18 protein-coding genes and 1 pseudogene are annotated in these 22534 nt (G+C 62.9%); 6 read left to right on the top strand and 13 right to left on the bottom strand.

Going from position 1 to position 22534, the window contains the following annotated elements:
• Nucleotides 1-188: 188 nt before the first annotated feature.
• On the bottom strand, nt 189-857 hold the full coding sequence (locus tag ACFWAY_RS06725; protein ID WP_378457314.1) for a hypothetical protein: 669 nt from the start codon (nt 855-857) through the stop codon (nt 189-191).
• Between the two features lie 139 nt (nt 858-996).
• Between ACFWAY_RS06725 and ACFWAY_RS06720 the strand changes: the two genes are divergently transcribed.
• Entirely contained in the window at nt 997-1173 is a 177-nt protein-coding gene (locus ACFWAY_RS06720) for a hypothetical protein (RefSeq protein WP_378457313.1), read from the top strand.
• An 835-nt stretch (nt 1174-2008) separates the two neighbouring features.
• The gene (locus tag ACFWAY_RS06715) at nt 2009-5497 is read left to right on the top strand and encodes a protein kinase (RefSeq protein ID WP_378510210.1); all 3489 of its coding nucleotides are present in this window, start codon (nt 2009-2011) and stop codon (nt 5495-5497) included.
• Here the strand turns inward: ACFWAY_RS06715 and ACFWAY_RS06710 are convergent.
• From ACFWAY_RS06710 to ACFWAY_RS06690, 5 genes and pseudogenes are all read right to left on the bottom strand, one after another.
• Nucleotides 5436-5667, bottom strand: a pseudogene (locus ACFWAY_RS06710) (DnaJ C-terminal domain-containing protein); the annotation flags it as partial. The gene ACFWAY_RS06715 and the pseudogene ACFWAY_RS06710 sit on opposite strands and share 62 nt — an antisense overlap.
• A 353-nt stretch (nt 5668-6020) precedes the next feature.
• A complete protein-coding gene (locus ACFWAY_RS06705) occupies nt 6021-6443 on the bottom strand; it encodes an MmcQ/YjbR family DNA-binding protein (RefSeq protein WP_378510209.1) in 423 nt (140 codons plus the stop codon).
• 484 nt (nt 6444-6927) lie between these two features.
• Entirely contained in the window at nt 6928-7677 is a 750-nt protein-coding gene (locus ACFWAY_RS06700; protein ID WP_378457311.1) for an SDR family NAD(P)-dependent oxidoreductase, read from the bottom strand.
• Nucleotides 7678-7702: 25 nt separating this feature from the next.
• Nucleotides 7703-8818 (bottom strand): LLM class flavin-dependent oxidoreductase, encoded by a 1116-nt coding sequence (locus ACFWAY_RS06695; protein ID WP_378457310.1) that lies wholly within the window; start codon nt 8816-8818, stop codon nt 7703-7705.
• Between the two features lie 60 nt (nt 8819-8878).
• Nucleotides 8879-9280, bottom strand: coding sequence for a nuclear transport factor 2 family protein (locus ACFWAY_RS06690; RefSeq protein ID WP_378457309.1), 402 nt, complete (start codon nt 9278-9280; stop codon nt 8879-8881).
• A gap of 258 nt (nt 9281-9538) precedes the next feature.
• Here ACFWAY_RS06690 and ACFWAY_RS06685 point away from each other — a divergent pair, with 258 nt between their 5' ends.
• Together ACFWAY_RS06685 and ACFWAY_RS06680 are read left to right on the top strand one after the other, a co-directional pair.
• Complete coding sequence (locus ACFWAY_RS06685) at nt 9539-12184, top strand: ATP-binding protein (protein WP_378510208.1); 2646 nt, start codon at nt 9539-9541, stop codon at nt 12182-12184.
• Nucleotides 12185-12295: 111 nt separating this feature from the next.
• Nucleotides 12296-13741 carry a 3,4-dihydroxy-2-butanone-4-phosphate synthase gene (locus ACFWAY_RS06680; protein ID WP_378510207.1) on the top strand — a complete coding sequence of 482 codons (1446 nt, stop codon included), beginning with the start codon at nt 12296-12298 and terminating at the stop codon, nt 13739-13741.
• A 60-nt stretch (nt 13742-13801) separates the two neighbouring features.
• On the opposite strand, the gene ACFWAY_RS06675 is transcribed toward ACFWAY_RS06680, so the two are convergent.
• Together ACFWAY_RS06675 and ACFWAY_RS06670 are read right to left on the bottom strand one after the other, a co-directional pair.
• The gene (locus ACFWAY_RS06675) at nt 13802-14401 is read right to left on the bottom strand and encodes a carboxymuconolactone decarboxylase family protein (RefSeq protein WP_378457306.1); all 600 of its coding nucleotides are present in this window, start codon (nt 14399-14401) and stop codon (nt 13802-13804) included.
• Nucleotides 14402-14466: 65 nt separating this feature from the next.
• Nucleotides 14467-16125 carry a class I adenylate-forming enzyme family protein gene (locus ACFWAY_RS06670; RefSeq protein WP_378510206.1) on the bottom strand — a complete coding sequence of 553 codons (1659 nt, stop codon included), beginning with the start codon at nt 16123-16125 and terminating at the stop codon, nt 14467-14469.
• A gap of 413 nt (nt 16126-16538) precedes the next feature.
• Here ACFWAY_RS06670 and ACFWAY_RS06665 point away from each other — a divergent pair, with 413 nt between their 5' ends.
• Both ACFWAY_RS06665 and ACFWAY_RS06660 read left to right on the top strand, forming a co-directional pair.
• Complete coding sequence (locus tag ACFWAY_RS06665) at nt 16539-17705, top strand: LLM class flavin-dependent oxidoreductase (RefSeq protein ID WP_378510205.1); 1167 nt, start codon at nt 16539-16541, stop codon at nt 17703-17705.
• Between the two features lie 147 nt (nt 17706-17852).
• Nucleotides 17853-18530, top strand: a complete 678-nt coding sequence (locus ACFWAY_RS06660) for a TetR/AcrR family transcriptional regulator (RefSeq protein WP_378457303.1) — start codon at nt 17853-17855, stop codon at nt 18528-18530.
• Nucleotides 18531-18672: 142 nt separating this feature from the next.
• Here ACFWAY_RS06660 and ACFWAY_RS06655 read toward each other — a convergent pair whose 3' ends face one another.
• The 5 genes from ACFWAY_RS06655 to ACFWAY_RS06635 form a co-directional block, all read right to left on the bottom strand.
• Nucleotides 18673-19449, bottom strand: coding sequence for an SDR family NAD(P)-dependent oxidoreductase (locus ACFWAY_RS06655; RefSeq protein ID WP_378510204.1), 777 nt, complete (start codon nt 19447-19449; stop codon nt 18673-18675).
• A gap of 166 nt (nt 19450-19615) precedes the next feature.
• The gene (locus ACFWAY_RS06650) at nt 19616-20392 is read right to left on the bottom strand and encodes an enoyl-CoA hydratase-related protein (RefSeq protein ID WP_378510203.1); all 777 of its coding nucleotides are present in this window, start codon (nt 20390-20392) and stop codon (nt 19616-19618) included.
• Nucleotides 20393-20405: 13 nt separating this feature from the next.
• Nucleotides 20406-21269 carry an enoyl-CoA hydratase-related protein gene (locus tag ACFWAY_RS06645; protein WP_378510202.1) on the bottom strand — a complete coding sequence of 288 codons (864 nt, stop codon included), beginning with the start codon at nt 21267-21269 and terminating at the stop codon, nt 20406-20408.
• Entirely contained in the window at nt 21266-21748 is a 483-nt protein-coding gene (locus ACFWAY_RS06640; protein WP_378457299.1) for a nuclear transport factor 2 family protein, read from the bottom strand. The genes ACFWAY_RS06645 and ACFWAY_RS06640 overlap by 4 nt, the downstream gene beginning before the upstream one ends.
• 128 nt (nt 21749-21876) lie before the next feature.
• Nucleotides 21877-22386: a nuclear transport factor 2 family protein gene (locus ACFWAY_RS06635; RefSeq protein ID WP_378510201.1), complete on the bottom strand. Its 510-nt coding sequence runs from the start codon at nt 22384-22386 to the stop codon at nt 21877-21879.
• Nucleotides 22387-22534: the final 148 nt, after the last annotated feature.

The raw sequence follows: 22534 nt of genomic DNA, 5'->3' as shown, positions 1-22534 counted from the left end.
CCGCAATCTTGTAGAGCCGCGGCGGGGCGCGCCCTCAGACGGGTCTGGAGCTCGGACCGTGCGCATTGCCGGTGGCAGTTCCGACCGGCCGACAGTCGGTCAACTATGGACATCGCGTGTGGCGAAGACGGCGTCGCAGCAATGTATTGATGACCGACTGCCCACCCAGAGGGAGGTGACGACCCTCGTCAGGTGACCGTGACCGCTTGGGCGACGGCGCCGCTGGTCTCGCACACCACCGTCACTGTTTGCTGACCGGGAGGAGTGTGGAGAAACGTCACAAGGGTGCCGAAGTCATCGACTTCGTCCTCCTCGTAGAACGGTCCGTTATCTGCCTCCGCTCGACACCACTCCCCTGGCACGGCGCCGGTGATGTTGATGTCGACCCCGCCCGTGTTGCCCCATATGTTGACCGTGTAGCCCTGGGCGGGTCCTGGTGCCGGGCCTGGGCCCGGCCCAGGCCCGGCAGATCCGACTGTGAGCCCTTGGCCGTACCCTCCGCTGATATCGCACGCCACAGTCACCTGGTGCTCGCCCGGTTCAGCTGGAATGGAGAAATCGAGAAACCCCGCATCATCCACAACACCCCCGAAGGAGTACCCGTTGTCGATGACCATGCAGTTCTCTCCCGGCACAGCGTCGGTGATGAAAACATCTACCGCTCCGCCACTGTCGTAGAATTCTACTGTTGCTGCAGCGGCGGCGATTCCGTGGCCGACAAGCACCACAGGAAATACCGTGGCTCCGACACACACCGCGGCACGGAGGCGACCGCGTGTGATGTTCGAACCTTTGATTCGGGGCGCCGGTGTGGCGGCAGCGACGCGAGCGATGGTCTTGACGAACTTGGTGAACATGGCGGGTCCTTCTTGTGAGTGCGTGACAGGTAAGAAAAGGATCTGGGACGCCGCTTATCGGATTCTGAAGAGAATCTTGTGATGGTTTCAGCGAGAGCGCGGGCGGCTCGCCACACAGCGACGTTCATCAGCTGTCTTGATGGACCCCTCGCATCCACGCGCCGACCGCCCGCAGCGCCGACGCGCCTTCAGCGCCGCCGACAAACTCGCCCACCCGACCGCCTACGAACAGGCGTGCGAGAGAACAACGGTGGTGGCGCGTATCTGCGCCGTCCCCGTCGCGCGCGGGTTGGCTCGGCAGCGGGCGACGGCGTAAGCACCCCGGACGCAACACGCGCGCGACCGCTATCAGATCCGACCCCCGTGCCAACGGCATGGTCGTCGTTCTGATTCGACCCCGCGTATTGCCAGCGCACCACTCCATGCCCGTAACCCCCTGGTGAAGGGATGACCGACAGCCGAGGAACCCCGGCCTGTCCCAAACCATTCGCATCACATTGGAGACGGCCCCACCGAGCCACAACCGAATGCACGCCCAACGCTGCTCTGGCTGCCGGACCAGAGCCTGGCGTCGGTAAAGCTGCAGGATTGACAAACCCCGCACTTTCAGGGATGACCTGGTTAGTCACCGCGCTCGCGGACGTGGTCATCGCCCGCCTCGGTCCCGCGGAGGACGGTGAGGCGTTCGTGCTCGAGGTTCACCACCGCCGGCCGCACCGTCGGTGCCGGTGAGCTGCCACCGCAGCAAGGCCGAGTGGGGCGATCGGTGCTGCCGCTGCTCGCCGGCGAGCGGGACATCGCCCAGGCACAACTCGCGGCCGTCGAACGCGAGCCGGACCCGTGCGGTGCGTGCCACCACGCTGGTCGAGGCGTTGGTCCGGCTCCACGCACTCGTCGACGCCGAGACGCCGGTCTTCCCGGACGCGCCACCCGATTGAGGTCCCGGCCCACCCCTCGGTGGGGATTCCCGGCCCAGGTGCCGCCGCCGCCTGGACACGTCGAGCAGACGCAGCGGACGGTGGAACGCAGCCCGGTCAGGTACGGGTCACCCGCGAACTCGGGGGCTATCCTTGAGAAGCACCCACGTCGAGCAGTACCTGCGAGGAACCGACGTCTGGTGATGCCGATGTCCGGGAGTGAGGCGGCCGCCGATGGCCGAGTTCGATCCACTGACCACTCAGCGTGCCCCCCGTTCCGCGATCAGCACGGAGCTGGCCGCGGCCGGATTTGACGACGCCCGGGAAATCGGGCGCGGCGGATTCGGCGTCGTCTACCGCTGCCGTCAACCATCCCTGGACCGCACAGTCGCGGTGAAACTCCTCACCGAGGACCTCGACACCGATAACCTCGAACGGTTTCTGCGTGAGCAACGCGTGATGGGTCAGCTGTCCGGGCACCCGCACATCGTCAACATCCACCAGGTCGGCGCCACTTCGTCGGGTCGCCCCTACATCGTGATGCAGTATCACGCGTGCGATTCGCTCGACGCCCGCATTCGCGGAATGGGACCGATCGGGTGGCCACAGGCGTTTCGACTCGGGATCAAACTGGCAGGCGCCCTCGAAACCGCACACCGTCTCGGCATCGTCCATCGCGACGTCAAGCCCGCGAACATCCTGCTCACCGAGTACGGGGAACCCCAGCTCACCGACTTCGGCATTGCCCGCATCGCTGGCGGCTTCGAGACCGCCACCAGGTCCGTCCTCGGGTCGCCGGCCTTCACCGCACCCGAGGTCCTCTCGGGTGGGCCGCCAACTCCGAGCTCGGACGTCTACGGTCTCGCCGCGACTCTGTTCTGCGCGATCACCGGCCACGCCGCGTTCGAGCGGCGCAGCGATGAGAGGGTTGTCGCCCAATTCCTGCGGATCACCACCGAACCCATCCCTGATTTCGGTGCGGAAGGTATTCCGCAGGACGTGTGCGACATCGTCGAACGCGCCATGTCGGGAGACCCGCGGATGCGCCCGACGACCGCCGCCGAGTTCGGGTACGAGCTGCGGGAGTGCCAGCGTCGAATTGGCCTGTCCGTCGATCACATGGCGCTTCCGGTCGAACTGCGCGAGGACGGACAGAATCCACTCGGCGGGACGCTCGGCGTCGTGTCGGGGAGCTCCCGCCCGCTGAGCAGTCCCGCCCGTCGGCGCACACCGACGACGATCCCGCCGCCCACTCCCGCAACCAAGTTCCGTCCACCGACTCCCACCCGTCAGCTGGTTGCCCGGGCTCGGCTCATCGCCGTCCTACGCGCGGGCCGGTCGCGACGACTGACCGTGATTCATGCGCCGGCGGGATTCGGGAAGAGCACGCTCGCCGCCCAGTGGCGAGACGTCCTCACCGAGGAAGGTGTGGCGGTGGCATGGCTCGGTGTCGATCATGATGACGACAACGTCGTGTGGTTTCTCACTCACCTGGTCGAGGCGATCCGGAAGAGCAGTCCGGCCTTGGGGGATGGTCTCGGTGAAGCACTCGAACAACGCGGCGATGCGGCCGCACAATACGTCATGATCAGCATGATCAACGAGGTCCACGACGGCGGGCAGCGTGTGGCCGTGGTCATCGATGACTGGCACCGGGTCACAAGTGCCGAGACGATCGCAGCGATGGAGTTCCTTCTCGACCACGGCTGCCACCACCTGCCGATCATCGTCACCAGCCGCACCCGTACCGGCCTGCCCCTGAGCCGGATGAGAGTGTGTGACGAGCTCGTCGAAATCGATTCGGCTGCGTTGCGTTTCGATGTCGCGGAGTCGAAGTCATTTCTCGTCGATCTCGGAGGACTCCCGCTCAACCGAGTCGATGTCGACGCATTGACGCAGTCGACAGACGGATGGGTTGCCGCCCTGCAACTCGCTTCCTTGTCGCTGCGCGGAAGCGATGACCCAACGCAGCTGATCAGTCATCTGTCGGGGCGCCATCACGCCATCGGTGAATTCCTGGCCGAAAACGTGCTCGGGACCCTCGAACCGAGGCTGCTCGAATTCCTCATGGCCACCTCGATTACCGGACGAATCTGCGGCAGCCTCGCGTCGGCACTCGCACGCGTCGAGCGTGGGCAGGCGATGCTCGAAGACGTCGAGAGCCGAGATCTGTTCCTGCGCCGCATCGACGACGACGGCGACTGGTTCCGGTACCACCACCTCTTCGCCGAATACCTGCGCAGAAGACTCGCGCGTGATCATCCCGAGCGGGTCGGCGAGCTCCACGCCGCGGCATCGCGATGGTTCGCCGATCGCCAATTGCTCAGCGAGGCCGTCAATCATGCTCTGGCTGCGGGAGACGAGAAGCGGGCAGTCGACATGGTCGAGCATGACGGAACGGTTCTGCTCGAACACGCGAAAATGTCAACTCTGCTCGGTCTGGTGGCGAAACTTCCGCCGAGGCTCGTCGCCTCGAGCGCCCGTCTCCAGCTCACGCTGGCGTGGGCGCACTGTGAACTCCAACGTGTCAGGCCCGCACAGGCGGCACTGGACCGCGCCTATTCCCTCCTCGAACGTGACGCGACGAACGGGGCGGAGATTGCCGATCTGCGGGTCGAGGCCGACGTCGTTCAGGGTGACATCACAATATTCTCGGACCGGGTCAACGGCGTCGCCGAGCTGATGGCGGAATGCCTGTCGCGACCGGAGACCCTGCCCCCGTGGGTCGTCTCCGCCGCGGCCGACATCGCAACCTTCGCCGAGGTCTACCGGTTCGACTTCGACGCGGCACGCCGCATGCAGGACTGGGCATCGATGTACCACGAGCGAACGAGCGGCCCGTACAGCGGGGCGTGGGGATACTGCTACTACGGCATCGCCGCCAATGAACAGCTCGATGTCGTTGCGGCCGAATACCACTACCGGAAGGCGATTCGGCTCGCGGTGAAGTCCGGCGGACGGCACTCACACGCTGCACGTCTCGCCAGCGCGCTGCTCGGCGAACTTCTCTACGAACGCGGTGACATCAGCACGGCCGAACGGCTGTTGACCGAGAGCCGCGAACTCGGATTCGACGTCTGCGTGGATTTCATGCTCGCCCCATGCGTCGTCGGAGCCCACATCATGGCGCTGCGAGGAGACCGCGCCGGCGCGGAAAAGCGGCTGAACGAAGGCGCCGAGGCCGCCGAATCACGGTCGCTGCCACGATTTCGGGCCAGGATCGACAATGAACGGGTAATGCTGGGCCTCCCTCTCGAACCGGGTCGCGCCGTCGAGTTCTCCCGGCGACGTCACCCGGTCGACGGATTGGACGAGATCACCGCGCAACTCGAGGACGCCACCGCCATCACCCTTCTCCTCGGTCAACGATCGGCGGAGACGACAGCGACCGCCTGCACCTGGGCCGGGGAATGGGTACACAGGATTGAAGGTCGAGGACGGCACCGAGCGCTACTGAATGCCAATCGACTGCTCGTCAGCTGCCTCGCGGCTGCAGGCCGAAAGGACGAAGCGAAACAGGTGCTGGCGTCGATCGCGGCGCAGTGCGCGGATCGCGACATGATCCGGTACCTCGTCGACGGAGGACCGCATGTCATGACGACCGTGCGCGGCCTCCGCGACGACCAACTGCACGCGCTGTGGCGACCGGAGTGGACGCCGGTCCCGAGCGCCTTTCTCGAAGCGCTGTCAGCGACCACGCGCCCGGCGGGATCTTCACACTGACCCTGCCATCACCGGATGGGCGCGGACAGCACTGTCCCCAAGGCCAGTTCGGCAAAGGACACGGGAACGGTGACGGTGCGATCATCGGCGCTTCGGGTGAACACCGGGTCCGGTTCCACGCGCACGGAGACATACAGGTTCCCCGATGGTGCCCCGCCGAGACCAACCTCGCTCAGTGGATCGCCCATGGTGAAGGGTAAATCACTCCCGAACAGGTCCCCGAAGTCGAAGCCGAAGCCGCCGGACCGGCGCGCGCTCCGGCCGTGCCGGAGCCAGGAGGAAACCCGTATCGGCGAACGCCCCGGAGGGGCTCGGCCCCCTCGACACGCTGGTCCTCGACCACGGCGTATCGGAACCGCAGGACCGTCCCGAGGAGATCCTGCGCCTGCCGGCGGTGTCCACCGAGCTGGTTCGTATAGTTTGCGATACAGCAGCTTTGACCGAGGCGATAGAGGCAGGTCCGCAGACTGCCACGCGTTGCGACGGCTCACCGGTCTCGGCGATCGAACCGACCGAGCACGCGCTACGTGCGGCTCTGTCCATCGAGCCAAGCGGCGGCCCGGGTGCGCGAGGCGCGAGAGAGCCACCCGTCCTGGACTACCTCGGTCAGTTCCTCCAGCGTGAGATCACCAATCATGCTCGCCCGCAGCAGTACCGAAGGGTGGCCATCGAAATGTGGGGTCGTGAAGAACGGCGAGGCGGAGTGTTGCACCATTGCTCGCTTGTCCGACTCGGAGGGCACCCAGAAGACGATCACGTCCGTGTATCGCTCACCGGTATGAGGGTCAACGGCATCTGGTCGAGGCGTTCGGAAGAATACAAACGACTTACCGCCGATCTGGTAGATGGGGTTACCCCGCGGCCCGTATTCGACCTTGACGTAGGGCATACCCAGGGCCAGTTCATGGACATCTTCGACCCGCGCATGGCGCAGTTTTGCCGACATGACAGCAGTGTATCGAAACCGAGTCCTTACTCGTCAAACTCACCTCGACGCATGGATGGCACACGGACATCCATCCGCCGATTGAAACCCTCTGACGGAACGAACGTAGATAACTGAACACATACAAAGCTGAGGCCGGGATGCGCACTGTATCTGCGCGGAGCCAGACGTGTTCGATGGAGCATCCGCGGTCGACAAGCTACACAGGCACCTGAGTGCGGCCTGGTCGATGGGGCAGTCTGGCCACAGCACCATGGCACGTTGCCCTGGTGGTGATGTCGACAGACGAAACCCTCGAGGCACACTCTCTCGCCGAAATGTAGCGCGACGCCGGGCCACGGCCCTGCGCAATCGTTGCCACTTCCGGGCACTGGAGCAGATCACTGCTGGAACCAGCCTGCAGCACCGAATCAGGCGCCGAACCGACAACCGCCAGGTTGTGGAAGGATCTCGTGAGACCCACCCACAACCTGGCGGTCGTTGCCTACTGAGCGAGCATGCCTGCGTCGACCAGATGCTCCGATCCGGTGATGTAGGAGGATTCGTCCGACGCGAGGAACAGCACGAGGTTGGACACCTCCTGCGGATCTGCGATGCGGCCGAGAGGAATCTGAGCCAGGGCGTCACCACCCTCTTCGTTGGTCGCCTCCACCATCATCGGAGTCTGGATGAACCCAGGGTGCACGGAATTGACGCGAATGTTCCTGGGTCCGTACTCGATTGCTGTCGCTTTCGTCATGCCCCGGACAGCGAACTTGCTGGCGACGTACGCCAAGCTCGGGAAACCGTAGTTCGCCGCCATGCCGGCGATTGACGAGATGTTGACGATGGAGCCGATGCCCGCTCGCTCCATCGAGGGCAGAACAGCTTTCATCCCGAAGAACACACCGTCCTGGTTGATACTGCAGACCTTCCGGTAGTCGTCCTCGGTAAGCTCTGCCGTTGTGGCCAGCGGGCCGAGAACACCTGCATTGTTCACCAGGACGTTGATCTCACCGAACGCCTTCACACTCTGTTCGACGACATTCGTCCACGAATCGAGCTGCGTGACATCGTGATGCACGAAGACTGCATTCTCGCCCAGCTCCTTGGCGAGTAGCTCCCCTGCGTCGTCCGTGATGTCCGCCAGTACGACCTTCGCCCCGTGCTGGACGAATGTCTTCGCGTGCGACTCACCCATGCCGCGGGACGCGCCAGTGATGAGGGCCACTTTGCCCTCCAACCGCTTTGTCATTTCTGTCCTTCGTTCGATTTGAGCACTACGTTGTCACCGATACAGGAAGTGAGATCCTGGGAGCCACTTCCTTCTGGATCATTGCCAACGAATTGAACCAGGGCGCGGGATCGTCGTAGTAGTCGTGCGACTCGACCTGGAGCGTGCCCCAACCTCCGCTGGCCTCGAACAAAGTATTGATCTTCTCCACCACGGTGTCCGGTGAGCCCACACAGAACACGTTGTCGACAACCCACTCGAGATCGACGTCGGCCTTGTCTGCTCCAGCATCCTTGATGAAGCCGTCCATCATGCCGAACCGCCACCAGATGGGAATGAGGTAGCGCTCGAAGCAGTGTCCGATAGGGCCCTCCATCACCAGCCGCTTCGCCTCTTTGTCCGTGTCGGCGACGAACACCGTCTGGGACACGTGATAGCGCGCGCGATCAGCGATGTGCCCGTTGGCCTCTGCAGCCGTGGAGTAGGTCTCCCAGTGCGTCTTCAGAGCGTCCAGACCGGAGAAGATCGACATCGGTCGGAATCCGCGTTCGCCCGCAAACTTCATCGACGGCGACTTGGCACTGAATCCGGTCACGGCGATCTCCGGTGCACCACCCCACGGGCTGAAGTCCGCGAGCATGTGCTGGTCGTCGCCCTCGTCGCCGTGTAATTCTTCGGGGTAGCCTGCATTCCAAAAACGTCCCTCGAAGAAGAACGGTTCACGCTTCCAGATCTTCTCCATGATCTCGAGGGATTCGCGGACCATCTCGTTGGTGAACTGCGTGTCTTCACCGTTCTTGATGCCATGGATGTACGTGGACTGCGGGTACGCACCCGCGCCGATGCCGAGGAAATACCGACCCTCGAGGATTTGCGAGAGCCAGCCGACCATGATCGCGAGCTTCGCCGGATTGTGATGGGGAAGGATGTGAGCCATCGGCGCGAACTTGATCCGCTCGGTTTGGCGTGCGGCTGCTGCGATAATCAGCTCCGGGTTGGGGATATTCTCCCAACGCTGCGAAGCGTGTTCGGACAGCATGATCGAGTCGAATCCGATCTTGTCGGCCTCGATGGCCTGCTGTACGCACCAATCGAACGTCTGGCGCGCGGTCCGCTCGGGGCGCATGTACGGGTGGACGATGAGTCCGGTTTCCATTGCCATCGTGAACTGCCTTTCTACGAACTTGCGGTCGATTACCTAGTGCTGGTACGAAACCTTTTGTCAGGCATAGAAGGTGTCGTATGCGTGCTTGGTATCCATGTACTCCTTGATGGACAGGATCTTTCCGTCGCGAAACTCGAACAGGAAGTGGTACTGGTTCTGATAGACCTTGCCGTTCTTCAACTTCGCATACGAGGTGGCCTCCGCGGCGACCTTGTTGCCTTGCGCGATCGCCGAACTGGGGGTGACCTCGAGAGCGCCGTTCTCGTACACAGAAGTGACCCCGCTGAGCAGCGTGCCGAGGCCTTCCTTGTCATAGCTCCCCGACATCCCGTCGATCCCTCCCGAGACCCAGTAGGTCGCCTCGGGATGGAGAGTGTTGAGAATCTGCTCCACGTCGCCTGTGGAGAAGACCTTTGCGAAGTTGTTGGCCAAGTCGATGTTCTGTTCCGGCGTAGTCATGGATGCTCCGTTTCGTTCCGCTATGACCTGGATCACTGTCCACCGACGGCGCTCGGGGCGAAACCGTAGTAATACTCGGTTCCCTACCGCTCCCGAATCTGACGGCATCCGGCCAGCTCAGAGCAGATATGCGTGCGGAAATCCCCAGAGCCGCTGTGTCAATATGCGTGTTGTCAGATCTTGACCACGCGGTTGTTTGACGACATGATCAACCAGTGACACCCATCACAGAGGGCCGCATGCAACAGAGAGGGCACCGTGAACGCTGACGAGTGGCGCGAGATAGTCGAGCTTCGACAATCCGGTGAATCGATCTCGGGCATCGCGACGCGGTTGAAGGTCTCTCGCAACACGGTGCGCCGAGCCCTGGAATTCGAGGCACCACCCCGGGACCACCGGCCACGGTCAGGGTCGTCCGCCGATGCCCTCCGACCCCGGATCGCCGCGGCGCTCGATGCAGACCCCGACGTCACGGTGGCACAACTGCATCGGGAACTCGAATGGAGCGGCTCGCGAAATACTCTGGCGAGCGCGGTCCGCCGCATCAAGGAGGAGCGTTCGCCACGAACGTCTGGCACGCGCACCTCGTCGAGCACCCGTTTGTTCAGCGCAACCGATATTCCGCTCTTCTCGACGAGTTTCGTCGGCCGAAGCGAAGAACTCCACACAATCCGGGTACTCCTCGGCGACAGTCGCCTCGTCACCGTCGCCGGCCCGGGTGGCATCGGAAAGACCCGACTCGCCGCAGAGGCCGCAACCGCGTACCGGCGGGCATTTTCCGATGGAATCCGCTTCGTGGAGCTAGCGTCCTTGCGAAGCGAATCTCTGCTCCCCCAGACGATACTGGACGCGCTGAGGTTCGACGAGCGAGATGCAGGGGACCGAAGTGCAACAGAATCGCTCCTCGAATCGGTCCGCAACAAGCACCTGTTGCTGGTGCTCGACAATTGCGAGCATCTCGTCAGCGCGTGCGCAGAGTTGATCTCGCTCATATTGCGGAACACCGAACATGTGAAGATCCTGGTCACGAGTCGTGAAGTGCTGTCGATTCCGGACGAGCACGTGCACGTCCTCGAGCCGCTGTCCACGACGGACCACCGCGACCCGGGCAGGGCCGGGGCCGCCATCGAGTTGTTCGAGAACCGCGCATCGGCCGCACTGTCCGGATTCGCCATTACGGATTCGAGCCGGGACGCTGTACGCCGAGTGTGCACGCAACTGGACGGTATGCCGCTCGCCATCGAATTGGCTTGTGCGCGCTTGACCGCGTTGTCCGTCGACGACCTCGCAGAACGTCTCGACGACCGGCTGTCGTTGTTGACCACGGGGAACCGCGGCGGGCCGAGCAGACATCGAAGCCTGCATGCAACGGTCGAGTGGAGCTACGACCTCTGCACTACTCAGGAACAGGTGCTCTGGGCCAGATTATCCGTATTCTCCGAAGGATTCGATCTCGCCATGGCCGAGAGCATCTGCGCTGGAACGCCTGTCGATGCCGCGAGCATTCTGGATACCCTCGCCGGTCTGATCGGCAAGTCGGTCTTGCAACGCACCACCAGCGAAGGACGTGTCCGGTTCAAGATGCTCGAAACGATCCGACACTTCGGTGCGAGCAAACTGTCCGACGACGAGAAGGTAGAGCTGCGGGTGGCACACCTCCGTTGGTGCGCCGAGCTGGTACAGACCGCCCGCCGGTCATGGACAGGGGCCGACCAGGAGCGTGCGAGCACCCGGCTTCGGGAGAACCGCGCCAACTTGCGGTCGGCACTACAGACTGCGCTGACCGACCGGAATCACGAGACGCTGCACCTCGCGTCGAGCCTCGTCGCGACCTGGTTCCTGTGGTCGTCGGCATTTTCGGTGCGAGAACACCGGATGTGGGTGACAGAGTTCCTTGCGCGCGACGATCTTGCCGAAGACGTCGTACCCAAGCTCTACGCCACTCTGGGGGTGCTGCAGACGATGCAGGGTGACAGGGTCGAGGCAGTACGAACACTCGACACTGCCGCGCGACGCGCACGCGAACTCGGTGACGATGCGACACTCGCATTCGCCCTTCAGACACAAGGCCTCAACACCTACCTCGGCGGTGATTTCGAGGCCGGCGAACGCAATCTGTCGGCCGCGTTGGCACTGTACGAGCGCCTCCCCGGTATCACCGATCTCATGTGGACCGCCCACGTCGAGATGGGAATGCTGTGCAGTTCGAACGGAGAGAACGACCGCGCTGCCGCACACTTCGAATTCGTTCACGCGCAGGCATCGGCCACAGGAGAGCAATGGATGCTGTCCTACGCCGTATACGGACTGGGCTTGGTAGCGCTGGTTCGCGGCCGTCACGACGAGGCGATCACCCTTGCCATCGAAGCCCTCGCCCTCAAACGCGCCTTCGACGACACGGTCGGAGCCACACTGGTGACAGACCTTCTCGCGTGGGCAGAAGCAGCGGCAGGTTCCGGCGAACGGGCAGCCGTACTTCTCGGCGCAGCATCGTCTATGTGGGATTCGTTCGGCATGCAACTATACGGATCCCAGCACTGGGTCCGGCGACGAGAGGTGTACGAATCGCGCGCGCGAACTTCGCTCGGCGACACGGTCTACTCCGCATCCCATCGTCACGGTTCTACGTTGTCGATGGCCGAACTCATCGCCTACGCCCTGGACGAGGAGCACTCCGACGGCCCCGTGCCGTCGTCGTACCTGGTTGCCGGGCTCTCCCCTCGTGAGATGGACATTGCACAGTGCGTTGCGGAGGGGCTCACCAACAAGGAGATCGCGGACCGGCTGGTCTTGTCGGTCAGAACCGTCGAGGGGCACGTCGCACATGTGCTCCGAAAGTTGGGTGTCGCGCGCCGCCACCAGGTGGCTGCCGCGCTCGCGACTTCTCCATCCTGCCGGGTGTAGAGCGTCGAGGACGCGTTTCAATGTCTACGTTGATGTTGACAGGGCAAGAAGAATTTGCGACGCTCGTCACAGTGCAGACGGCAGTCGTCCATATCGAAGCGAGGTCCCACGATGGATGGTCCAACAACCCGGGTGCAGCGAGCACTCTCGGATCTGAGCGCCGGACGGCCCGTCGTGCTGACCGGCAATACCGCGGCCAGTGATGCTCACATTCTGACTTCCGCCGAGAAAGCGTCGGTCGAGTCGATCGCATTTCTCGTTCGGTACGGTTCGGGGCTGGTCTGCGCGGCAATGGCCGGCTCGGACTGCGACCGGCTACAACTCCCGAGCATGGTCGGCGCGGACAGAGATCATCCCGGAACGGAGTTCACGGTCAGCGTCGACGCAGTAGGACCGGGGACCGGCATCTCGGCATTCGACAGGGCGGGCACGCTGCGCCTGCTCGCCGATTCGGCGAGCACCCCCGACGAGTTCACCCGGCCCGGGCATGTACTCCCGGCACGATCCGTACCCGGCGGAGTGTTGGAGTTCCGAGGGCCCGCGGAAGCTGCCGTGGATCTCATGACTATCGCAGGTTCGCACCGGACCTGCGCCTACAGCGCTCTCGTGTCCGATCTCGATCCGACAGCGATCGCCGACTCCGCTGAAGCCGAAACATTCGCACGTGCACACGGACTCGGAGCCTTGTCCATCGATGACGTGGCGACGTATCGCCGAATGGCCGAATTGCACATGCTCACGCAGTTCACCTTCGAACGTGAGACCGTCCACGGCCCGGTTCGTTGCGTCGGCTACCGCAGCGATGTCACGGGGGCCGAGTATGTCGCCTACTCCATTGGATCGCCGACAGCCGGTACCACCCCTCTCGTCTCCTACGAGCAAGAGAGCGATCCGGCACCGCACCTGTCCCAGAAAGGCGCGATCGAGATGGCGCTGGCACAGGTAGCCGAACACGGTCACGGAGCAGTCGTGGTGGCGAGGCGCCAGTCGAACAGCCAGATCTCGGCCGACACGCACGGCGATCTCGCCGAGGTGGTGCGCGAATGCGGATACCACTCCCCCTCGCTGCACAACTTTCCACCCGAGTCGCGAACGATGATGTGGCACATCGGGTTGAGCATCAGCGCCGGAGACTCCCTGTCCTTTGTTCGCGGAAACGCCCCTGCGCCGTTCGGCTTCGAGCAGCCTGCCATCGTCGGCACGGTGGTTCACGGCGATCAACGCGGGCGAGAGCTGGGCTTCCGAACTGCGAATCTGGAATTGGAGGATTCGAATTCGGTCGCCGACGGCGTCTGGGCCGGCTGCTGCACACTCTTCGACGGCTCGACGGCGATCGCTGCGATATCTATTGGCCGACGCCCCACGTTCTACGGCCGGTCCGGAATTCGACTACTGGAGGCACATCTACTCGACTTCGATGGCGACCTGTACGGCGCAACACTCGAGGTGCACCTACACCACTGGATGCGCGGACAGGTGACGTTCGCGTCGAAGGAAGAGCTGGTCGCAGCGCTCGCCGCCGACGTGGTGCGGACACGATCGCTGATCGCAGACTGAGGAACGCGGATCGGCCCGGCACGAAGTTCGTGCCGGGCCGATCAGCGTACGGCGGAACTGTCAGCCGACTCCGCGATGCTCGGGAGCGGCCGCCGAGATATCGAGAACCTCACGGATGCTACGAGCTCCTGCACCGAGGTCGAGCGCGTTCTTCAGATGTAACAAGAAGCCAGGCTTGTATCGATGAGTGGGAGTGGAATCGGCGGCGAGAGAGATCAATTCCTTCGTCACCGCCCGCAGTGCCCGACTCTTCCACGGCACCGCACAGTAGTCGAAGAACGCCACGAACGTGTCCGGTGACATCCTCAACAGCGCGTCGAAGAAGCCGGGAAGCTCGTCCTCCATGCGCCGCCAGTACGGATCGGTACCGACGTAGCGGTCCCACAGATCCTGCTGATCTGCATCGAGCGGTTCGACCCTGCCGCCACTTCTGCGGCGAACAGTATCCGACAACTGTCTGGACGACTCGAAGAGCGTGTGCACACCAAGTCCCGATACCACCGTCAACGCTTCCTGGATCTGCTCGGCGTCGAGGCCCAAATCGAGCGCTTCCTCGATGTAGCGGCCTGTACCTGCCACGTCCATGGTCGTCGCCACCGAACACACGGCGATGTGTGTGAGCACGCGCGTCTGCTCACCGAGGGCGGGTCCCTCGTCCACGTCTTCCAACATGCGTTCGGCTAGCGCACGAAGATCGCTCGTACCGCATCCGACTGCCACAGACGTCAACCCGCCACACTCAGCGACGTGGCAAGGGTCGACAGCTGCGCTTTGAGCCCGCGCTTGTTGATCTTCGTCGCCGACATGGGCCACGCCCCCGCCTCGACGAAATACACGGCGCGCGGAACCTTGTACCGGCCGATCCTGCCGTCACAGAATTCGATCAACTCCGCTTCTGTGAGCTGGTGTCCTTCTCGAACCTCGACGAATGCGACCGGCACTTCGTCGAGCCGGTCATCCGGGCGGCCGATGACAGCGGCAGTCAACACAGCAGGATGCTCGCAGAGGAACGACTCGACTTCGATGGCCGCGACGTTCTCGCCACCGACCTTGAGCATGTCCTTGAGCCGTCCGTGGAACTCCAGGCACCCCGACTCGGTACGACTGTAGAGGTCACCGGTCCGCAACCAGCCGTCGGAATCGATCGCCTCGGCGGTCTTCTCGGGATCCTTGTAGTAACCCTCGGTCACGCAGTAACCGCGAATCAAGATCTCACCGGGAACTCCCACCGGCTGCTCGGCGCAACTGAATGGATCGACGATACGAATCTCAATGCCCGGCACGGGCTTACCTTGCGCACCGCTTCGCTCCTCGAACGACTCGTCCGGCTCGCTGAGAGCATAGATTCCTGTCGTTTCCGTCATTCCGCACGCGGCCATGAGCTCGGCCGCCGGGAAAAGATTCTGAACCTCTTCGATGAGGACCCGGGGACCGATCAGGAACACGTACCGGATCGAGTCGAACTCGCCGGCGTCGAAGCTGGGGTGCGACATCATCATCTGCATCGGTGCGGGAAACCAGGGCCAGATGCAGGTCGGCCGCTCGGCCCTGATCAGCTCGATGGCGCGGCCGGGTTCGAAGAACGTGTCGGTCAGGAACGTTCCCCCGGCACCGATCGCCCCGATCAGCGGGGCCAGCGCAGCGATGTGGAACAGCGGCCCGCCGGCCCAGCTGATGTGACGCTCACCTGCGGACAGGCGCCCGGTCGCCCGCTCCACCGGGCCACGCGTCATCGATTCGTGGGTGAGCAAGCAGCCACGCGGGTTGGCCGTCGTCCCCGATGTGTACAGGATGGCGGCGATGTCTCGCGTCCGCACCCGGCGGCGATGACGATGCACGAGTGTCGCGTCGACGGTCTCCGCGGCAGCATCCAAGGCCGTCCTGGACGTGAAACCGGGCCTGTCGGTTCCTTTCAGCAGTACGGCTCGACGTAGCCGCGGCGCTTCGGGAATGTCGAGCTCACCTGAACCTGCCGTAGCCAAGGAGGGCAGCGCTTCGTGCAGGACCTGTACGAAGTCCACGTAGTCGTCGGGGCCGGAGACCGTCAGCAGCGCGGTGATGTCGGCGTTCTCGATGATGTAGCCGAGCTCCTTCGCTTTGTGCCGCGCATTGAGTGGTACGACGACGGCGCCGATCAACGTCGAACCGAAGAGCCCCTCGACGAACTCGATACCGTTCGGCGCGAGGAGCGCGACGTGATCGCCGGACCCGACACCCAGGGCGAGTAGGCCTCGCGCGACCGCGATCGCACCGTCGAGCACCTGGGCATACGTGAACCGCGCGTCGGGAAACACGATCAGATCGCGGTCTGGGTGCAGGTGCGCACCTCGCACCAGCAGGTCGCCGAGCGGGGTTACGTTGCACCAGTCGTCGATGTCAGTCATGTCGTCCTCAATCATCGATCGTCGGCAGCGGTTGCGCTACCGGAATTGTCTTGATCAGCGGCGCAGAAGCCTCGCGCACCAAGGGATCGTGTCACGTAGACGCTAAGCGACTCATGTCACACTGTCAACGTTGAAGTTGATTAATATCAGCGTTGATAATCTACACTTTCAACGTCAACGTTGTAGTTGACACGTGATCGGCGTCACCCTATGTTGGGGATACGCCGATGCGAGCATTTCGCCTGGCGGACCGCCACAACACGTGTCGGATCGATCGGACAGAAACAGCGTTCTGCATGCAAGTTCCGCGAAGCCGCTCTCGGTTCTCAGGGCCCATCCACAACCACTGTCAGCCTCGTGCCGGACACAGCAGCAGACTGCATTCACGACGACCAGAAGCTGGAGACTCACCAATGGAATGCGGCGTTTTCCACACCCCGTACATGCGCCCCGGGCGCAGGGACAAGGACACCTTCGAGTACTCGCTGATGCTGGCAGCCGCATGCGACAAGTTCGGCTACCGCGACTTCATGGTCGGCGAGCACGGCATGCAGGCATGGGAGAACATTCCTAACCCCGAGTTGCTGATCGTCGCGGCAGCGCAGATCACCGAGCGCATGCGTTTCGCGCCCATGGCGCACATCGTGCCCCTGCACAATCCGTCGACACTCGCGATTCAGATCGGCTACACCTCGCAGCTGCTCGAGGACAGATACTTCCTCGGCGTCGGAGCCGGTTCGTGGGAGAACGAAGCAGTGCTTCGTGGCCAGCCCGGCGACCTGTCCGAAGCCCACCCCCGGCTGATGGAGGGACTGGAGGTGATGGACAAGGTGTGGCGCCAGGAGCCCTTCGACTTCGAAGGCAAGTACTACAAGGCCGCCCGCCTCGACGGGCAGATCGATCCCGGTAGCGTCGCCTCCCACGGTGAGTTCAAGGTCAAGGAAGGCGAGGAGTACCACCTGACCGCAGACCACTCTCCCCATGGTGGCGCGGACGGCCTCGAAATCGCTGTCACAGGACTCAGCAAGAACTCACCCTCACATCGCCTCGCAGGCGAACGAGGCTGGACCCCGATCTCGTTCTACGGCGGTTCGGCCTTGCTGAGATCGCAGTGGGACACATACTCGGAGGCGGTCAGGTCCATCGGCGGAACCCCGCAGGGATCTCGATTCAAGATCGCACGAGACGTGTTCGTGGCGAAAACGGACGAAGAGGCCAAGGAAAAGGCAAAGAACGGCGCACTGGGACTCGCCTGGCAGAAGTACTTGATGCCGGTCTACCAGAAGTACCGGATCCTTCAGGGCTTCATCGACGATGCCGACCACAAGGTCGACATCGACGACGTCGATCTCGACTACCTCGCCGACAATGTGTGGCTCTGCGGAAGCCCGGAAACCGTCATCGAGAAGATCGAGAAGACCTTCGACCTGGCCGGCTTCAGGTACGGACAGCTTGCCGTCAACACTCACGACGCGATGGACGATCCCGAGCCATGGATCGAATCCCTCCGCCTGTTCGCCACAGAGGTCGTACCGAACGTTCCGGTCGAAGGAACACACGAGACTGTCGCAGTGGCCTGAACCCACCGATAACAGGGCCCCGGGAAGTAGTCGACAAACAACGACTTCCCGGGGCCTTACCCGTCCCCCACGGCGACCTCGGTCGACGCCGAGGTCGATCGACGTCAACGTTGATCAATGTCCTCGATCCGGAGGTATCATCCGACAATGCCAACTTCGACCGCAGCCAACAGCGGCATGAGCCGACGCCGACGCAGCGCTCAGAACGACAGCAGCCCCAACTATCAGGCCAAGCGCCAGGAACTGTTGCGGACCGCAGCCGATGTCTTCAAGGAGAAGGGCTTCGAAGGAGCGACGCTCAACGACATTGCCGAGCGGTTCGGGACCGACAGAGCGTCGATCTATTACTACTTCGCGAGCAAGAAGGAGCTGTTTCAGGCGCTTTTCCATGACATTCTCGTCGACGTCCTGGATCAGAACATCGCCGTCGCAGAGGAGATCCTCGCCGGCGACGACGACGCGCCCGAGAAACTTCGCCGCCTCGTCGAGCAACAGATGAACTCGTACGAGAAGAACTACCCCTTCGTTTACCTGTACATCCAGGAAGACATGGCGCAGCTACAGCTCGACACCACGTCGTGGGGCAAGGACATGGCCCGTAAGACGAAACGCTTCGAAACCATTGTTCTCGAGGTGCTGCAGCAGGGAGTCGACGACGGCACCCTACGCAGTGACGTGTCGGTGCAGCTGATGTCGAAAGCACTGTTCGGCATGGTCAACTGGACGCATCGGTGGCTCAAGCCAGGAATGCGCAACGTGGACGCCAAGCAGACCACCGAAGCGTTCTGCACTCTGTTCTTCGAGGGCGCGAGGACGAAGAACTGACTGTGCGCTGGGCCGCGACGCGTACGTCGGACCCAGCGCACCGCGTGGGACACGGTTGTGGGCGGCCGCTCCTTACGAGCAGCGCGCTTCTCGTATGGCACGATTTCGCCGACCAGTCCTGAGTACGGCTGTCACCACACGCTTACCGTCCGGAAATCAGCCCTCCGTCGACAGGGAACATTTGTCCAGTGATGAAGTGTGACGCATCGCTGGCGAGGAAAACCATGACCGGAGCCAAGTCCCGGTCGGCTCGACCGAAAGCCCCACCGAGAGGTATGTCTGCAGCGGTTTGGTCGTCGTGCGATTTCAGCTCGTCGGGAGACAAGGCAGCGCGAAACTCGTCGTACATCTTTGTCCACATGTACGGAAGTACGTAATTTACTCGAATCCCGTCTGGCCCCCATTGACGAGCGACGTTCCGGCTCCATGTATGTACCGCACCCTTCGACGCAGCGTACAGAGCATTGTTGATCTCACCCGTCAGTCCCGACTCGGAACCGAAGTTGATGATGTTCCCAACGCGATTCGATTTCATCAGGCGATGTGCGGCACCGTTGGTGTTGATTGTCCCTAACACATTGACATCGAAAATGAATCTGTAGAGTTCAGTGGAGATTCCGGCGGGATCGCAGTGCTTGTGTACACCAGCCACGTTCACGACTACGTCGAGGCCTCCCAGTTGGTCAGCAGCGGTCTCGAAGACTTTCTCCACCTGGTCGCGGTCACGCACGTCGCACGAGTGAAAGGTTGCTTTGCCAGGTCCGCATCGGCTCGCTTCTTGTGCTACGGCCGCACCCAGCTCGTCAGCGAGATCCAGAGAGGCGACGTCAGCACCCTCCGATGTGTAGGCCCGGACGACCGACTCACCGATGCCCATGGAACCGCCCGTGACAATGATCTTCTTTCCGTCCAGCTGCATAGCCAAGTGCTCCTTACAATCTCAGGTTGTCGGCGACCAGGTCGGATGCCGCTCTCGGTGCTCGCCCGGGCATCACGCGGCCATCCGTTCACGGCGCCGGGTGCAAGTGCTGCGCGCTGGAACCGCGACGCGGACGCCGGGCCCAGCGCCCAGACAAAAAGCAGTGTCAGCGACCGCTCCATTGCGCAGCACGCTTGTCTGCGAACGCTGCACGTCCCTCGATGCGGTCCGCGCTGTTCGCGTACGCCTCGATGGGCTCATAGCGAGTTGCCAACGCGACGTCCAGCGGCCATCCTGCCCGCGACAGCACCGCATCCTTCGCGGCTTGGACCGCAAGCGGTGACGCCGACGCGATTCGCTCCGCCCACAACGAGGCGGTCTCGAGCAGCTTCTCGAACGGCACGACCTCGTTGACCAGCCCGTATCGCTCCGCCTGCTGTGCGTCGATGCGATCACCGGTGAGAATCAAGGCCATCGCGATGTGATGTGGCAGCTGCCGTATCGCGCGATGCATGATGCCGGCCTCGCCGATGATGCCGACCTTCGTCTCCGGAATGCCGAACTGAGCGTTGTCGGCTGCGACGATGATGTCGGCGCACATCGCCAGTTCGAATCCACCGCCGATCGCGTATCCCTGCACTGCCGCGATCAATGGTTTACGAAGCGTCAGCATGGGCCCGCCGACACCGGTGAGACCGCCGCCGAGCGCCATCCTGCGGCCGTCGCCTTCGGTCCCACCGCTCACGTTGGCGCCGGCGCAGAACGCCTTCTCCCCCGTAGCACCGAGCACTGCGACCCAGATGTCCGGATTCGAGTTGATCTCGGTCCATGCCTCGAACAGCGCCGCGTCCATCTCGGGATCGATGGAATTCAACGCCTTGGGGCAGTCGAGCGTCACCCGTGCGATGTGGTTGTCGAACTCGAACAAAACTCCGCTGCTCACGGTAGATCCTTTCTCATCGTTGTTCTGCGACCGCATGATCGGGTAACGCCACGGGTTCGCGGTAGGCAGCGATCGCCGCCTTCAGTCCCACCTCGGAAACGAACTTGCGCACCTCGGCCACCGACGGCGACAGATGGAGCAGGGCATCCATTTCTGCACCACCTTGGGCTGCGGTACGCACGCCCATTGCTTCCATCGTCTTGTTGATGGACAACTTCTTGATCCGCAGGATGTCCGACGGCGTGCGTGCCATACGAGCGGCAAGCGCCTCGGTCTCGGCGATCAGATCTTCCTCGGCCACCGCATGATTGGCCCAGCCCCACTCGACCGCGGTCGTGCCGTCGATCGAGTTGCCAGGAACGAACGCCAGTTCCTTGGCACGTTTAGGACCGACCAGGGGCGCCCACAACGGCGCGATGTACCCACCACCGAGTGGGATCGCCGGCTCACCGATCTTCGCGTTGCGCGCCACCAGGGTCACGTCGGTGAACACACACATCTGCGTGGCTCCCGCGATGCAATATCCGTGCACTGCAGCAATCACCGGTTTCGGGTGATCCCAGATCGCGAGAAAGCGATTGACGTTGCGAGCAAGCCGCTCTCGGTCCGCCACCGGGTCCGGCTCGGCGACGACCTTTCCGACCTGGCCGAGGTCGTAGCCTGCCGAGAAGCCTTTGCCTGCTCCACGAATTCCGATGATCGGCCCGCCGGCCGTCGCCAGAGCGGCCAAAGCCGCACTGAACTCGTCGAGCATCTCCGTCGAGAGCGAATTGGCCTTGTCCGGCCGGTCCAGCACGATCCAGCTGATCGGTCCCCGGTGCTCGATGCGCAGGTTCTCGTAGCGGGTTCCTGCAGCCGTGTCCGCGATCGCCGTCATGACCGCCCGATCGGGATCTGCTTCTTCACGTGGAAGTCCACGACACCGGACGCACGCAGTTCGCGTCGAGAGAAGAGCCAGCCGTGCTCATCGTCCCGCACGAAGTCGTCGTGATACTGGCCGAAGAAATAGCCGTCGGCCTTGCCTTCCTTGGTGTAGCGATGCCATGCATACAGGACGGAGCGAACCTTGGCCGACGTCAGATCGTCGGAGAAGTCGACGACGATGTTGGACACATGGTGACTGGTTGCCGTGAAGAACGTACCGATGCCGTCGAGTGTCTCGCGATAGGCGGCGCGGCCTTCGGCGCCGAAATCAGGCCCGTAGGCGACGTAGCAGTCCTCGGTGAACAACGCGACGAGATCGTCGGGACGGTTCATGTCGAGGTTGTAGGCGTACTCGAACAGGACGCGCTCGATCTTGCCGGTCTCCACGAGCTCGGCGAGCTCCCTGGTGGACACCTCATGGGTTGCAGTCATATCGATCTCCTTGGGGCGTGAATTGTTGACGTACGTTCGATTTGCCCGCCTGGAATACGCGACGGAAAATCAACATTGATGTAGATTTTGACGACCGTTCGCACCCGCAGGCAACGGGTGCGAAACGGTCAGACGCGAACCGCGTAGTCGGAGGGCGCAGGTTCGGCCCCGGGCCACCGAACAGGTAAGTCAGAAGTGAGCGACGTGGCCACTTCGTCCCAGGGGCCTAGATGCACGGTGCGCATGTTGCGAGACGCGAACTTCCAGCGCCCACCTTCGCGGACGTACTCGTCTTCGTAACGCACAGCGCCGAACACCGTCGTTCCACCCGTTGCGATCTCGAGGTGCGCGCCTACCAGCCCTGTCGCATGATCGTCGTCGACGAACACGATCAGGACGTAGTGCGGCGTGTGAATGGTGGTTCCGAACGCGGTACGAGCTTGCCGAATCATGTTCGCGATCCCACTGCCGGTGGTGGCGCCGGGGAATCCTCCAGCCGAGAACGTCCCGTTCTCTGCGAAGGCATCGGCAATGGCGTCGAAATCGTCGAAATCCGAAGCGAGGAAGTAGCGGACCGCGAGGTCGCTCAACGCCGCCCTGTCCTCCAGCCGACGCACCCTGCTCTCGATGTCGGACATGTGCACTCCTTTGCGCGGTGAAGGAAATCCAGCGACTCGACCGAAGGGTCGAACCCCGCATCTCGCGATCAACGTCAGCGTAGATCGCTGTCACGATCATTGTGCCCTGCGCCACAGATGTCAACCTTCGACCCCGCGGCCACAACTA

Source organism: Rhodococcus sp. NPDC059968 (assembly GCF_042738615.1).
Taxonomy (GTDB): Bacteria; Actinomycetota; Actinomycetes; order Mycobacteriales; family Mycobacteriaceae; genus Rhodococcus_F.
The sequence above is the reverse complement of the archived record's forward strand: the minus strand, read 5'-3'. Positions and strand labels throughout refer to the sequence as shown.

Coding starts and splice junctions, on each gene's coding strand:
- ACFWAY_RS06725 (WP_378457314.1), bottom strand. CDS start 857: ATGTTCACCAAGTTCGTCAAGACCATCGCTCGCGTCGCTGCCGCCACA.
- ACFWAY_RS06720 (WP_378457313.1), top strand. CDS start 997: ATGGACCCCTCGCATCCACGCGCCGACCGCCCGCAGCGCCGACGCGCC.
- ACFWAY_RS06715 (WP_378510210.1), top strand. CDS start 2,009: ATGGCCGAGTTCGATCCACTGACCACTCAGCGTGCCCCCCGTTCCGCG.
- ACFWAY_RS06705 (WP_378510209.1), bottom strand. CDS start 6,443: ATGTCGGCAAAACTGCGCCATGCGCGGGTCGAAGATGTCCATGAACTG.
- ACFWAY_RS06700 (WP_378457311.1), bottom strand. CDS start 7,677: ATGACAAAGCGGTTGGAGGGCAAAGTGGCCCTCATCACTGGCGCGTCC.
- ACFWAY_RS06695 (WP_378457310.1), bottom strand. CDS start 8,818: ATGGCAATGGAAACCGGACTCATCGTCCACCCGTACATGCGCCCCGAG.
- ACFWAY_RS06690 (WP_378457309.1), bottom strand. CDS start 9,280: ATGACTACGCCGGAACAGAACATCGACTTGGCCAACAACTTCGCAAAG.
- ACFWAY_RS06680 (WP_378510207.1), top strand. CDS start 12,296: ATGGATGGTCCAACAACCCGGGTGCAGCGAGCACTCTCGGATCTGAGC.
- ACFWAY_RS06670 (WP_378510206.1), bottom strand. CDS start 16,125: ATGACTGACATCGACGACTGGTGCAACGTAACCCCGCTCGGCGACCTG.
- ACFWAY_RS06665 (WP_378510205.1), top strand. CDS start 16,539: ATGGAATGCGGCGTTTTCCACACCCCGTACATGCGCCCCGGGCGCAGG.
- ACFWAY_RS06660 (WP_378457303.1), top strand. CDS start 17,853: ATGCCAACTTCGACCGCAGCCAACAGCGGCATGAGCCGACGCCGACGC.
- ACFWAY_RS06655 (WP_378510204.1), bottom strand. CDS start 19,449: ATGCAGCTGGACGGAAAGAAGATCATTGTCACGGGCGGTTCCATGGGC.
- ACFWAY_RS06645 (WP_378510202.1), bottom strand. CDS start 21,269: ATGACGGCGATCGCGGACACGGCTGCAGGAACCCGCTACGAGAACCTG.
- ACFWAY_RS06640 (WP_378457299.1), bottom strand. CDS start 21,748: ATGACTGCAACCCATGAGGTGTCCACCAGGGAGCTCGCCGAGCTCGTG.
- ACFWAY_RS06635 (WP_378510201.1), bottom strand. CDS start 22,386: ATGTCCGACATCGAGAGCAGGGTGCGTCGGCTGGAGGACAGGGCGGCG.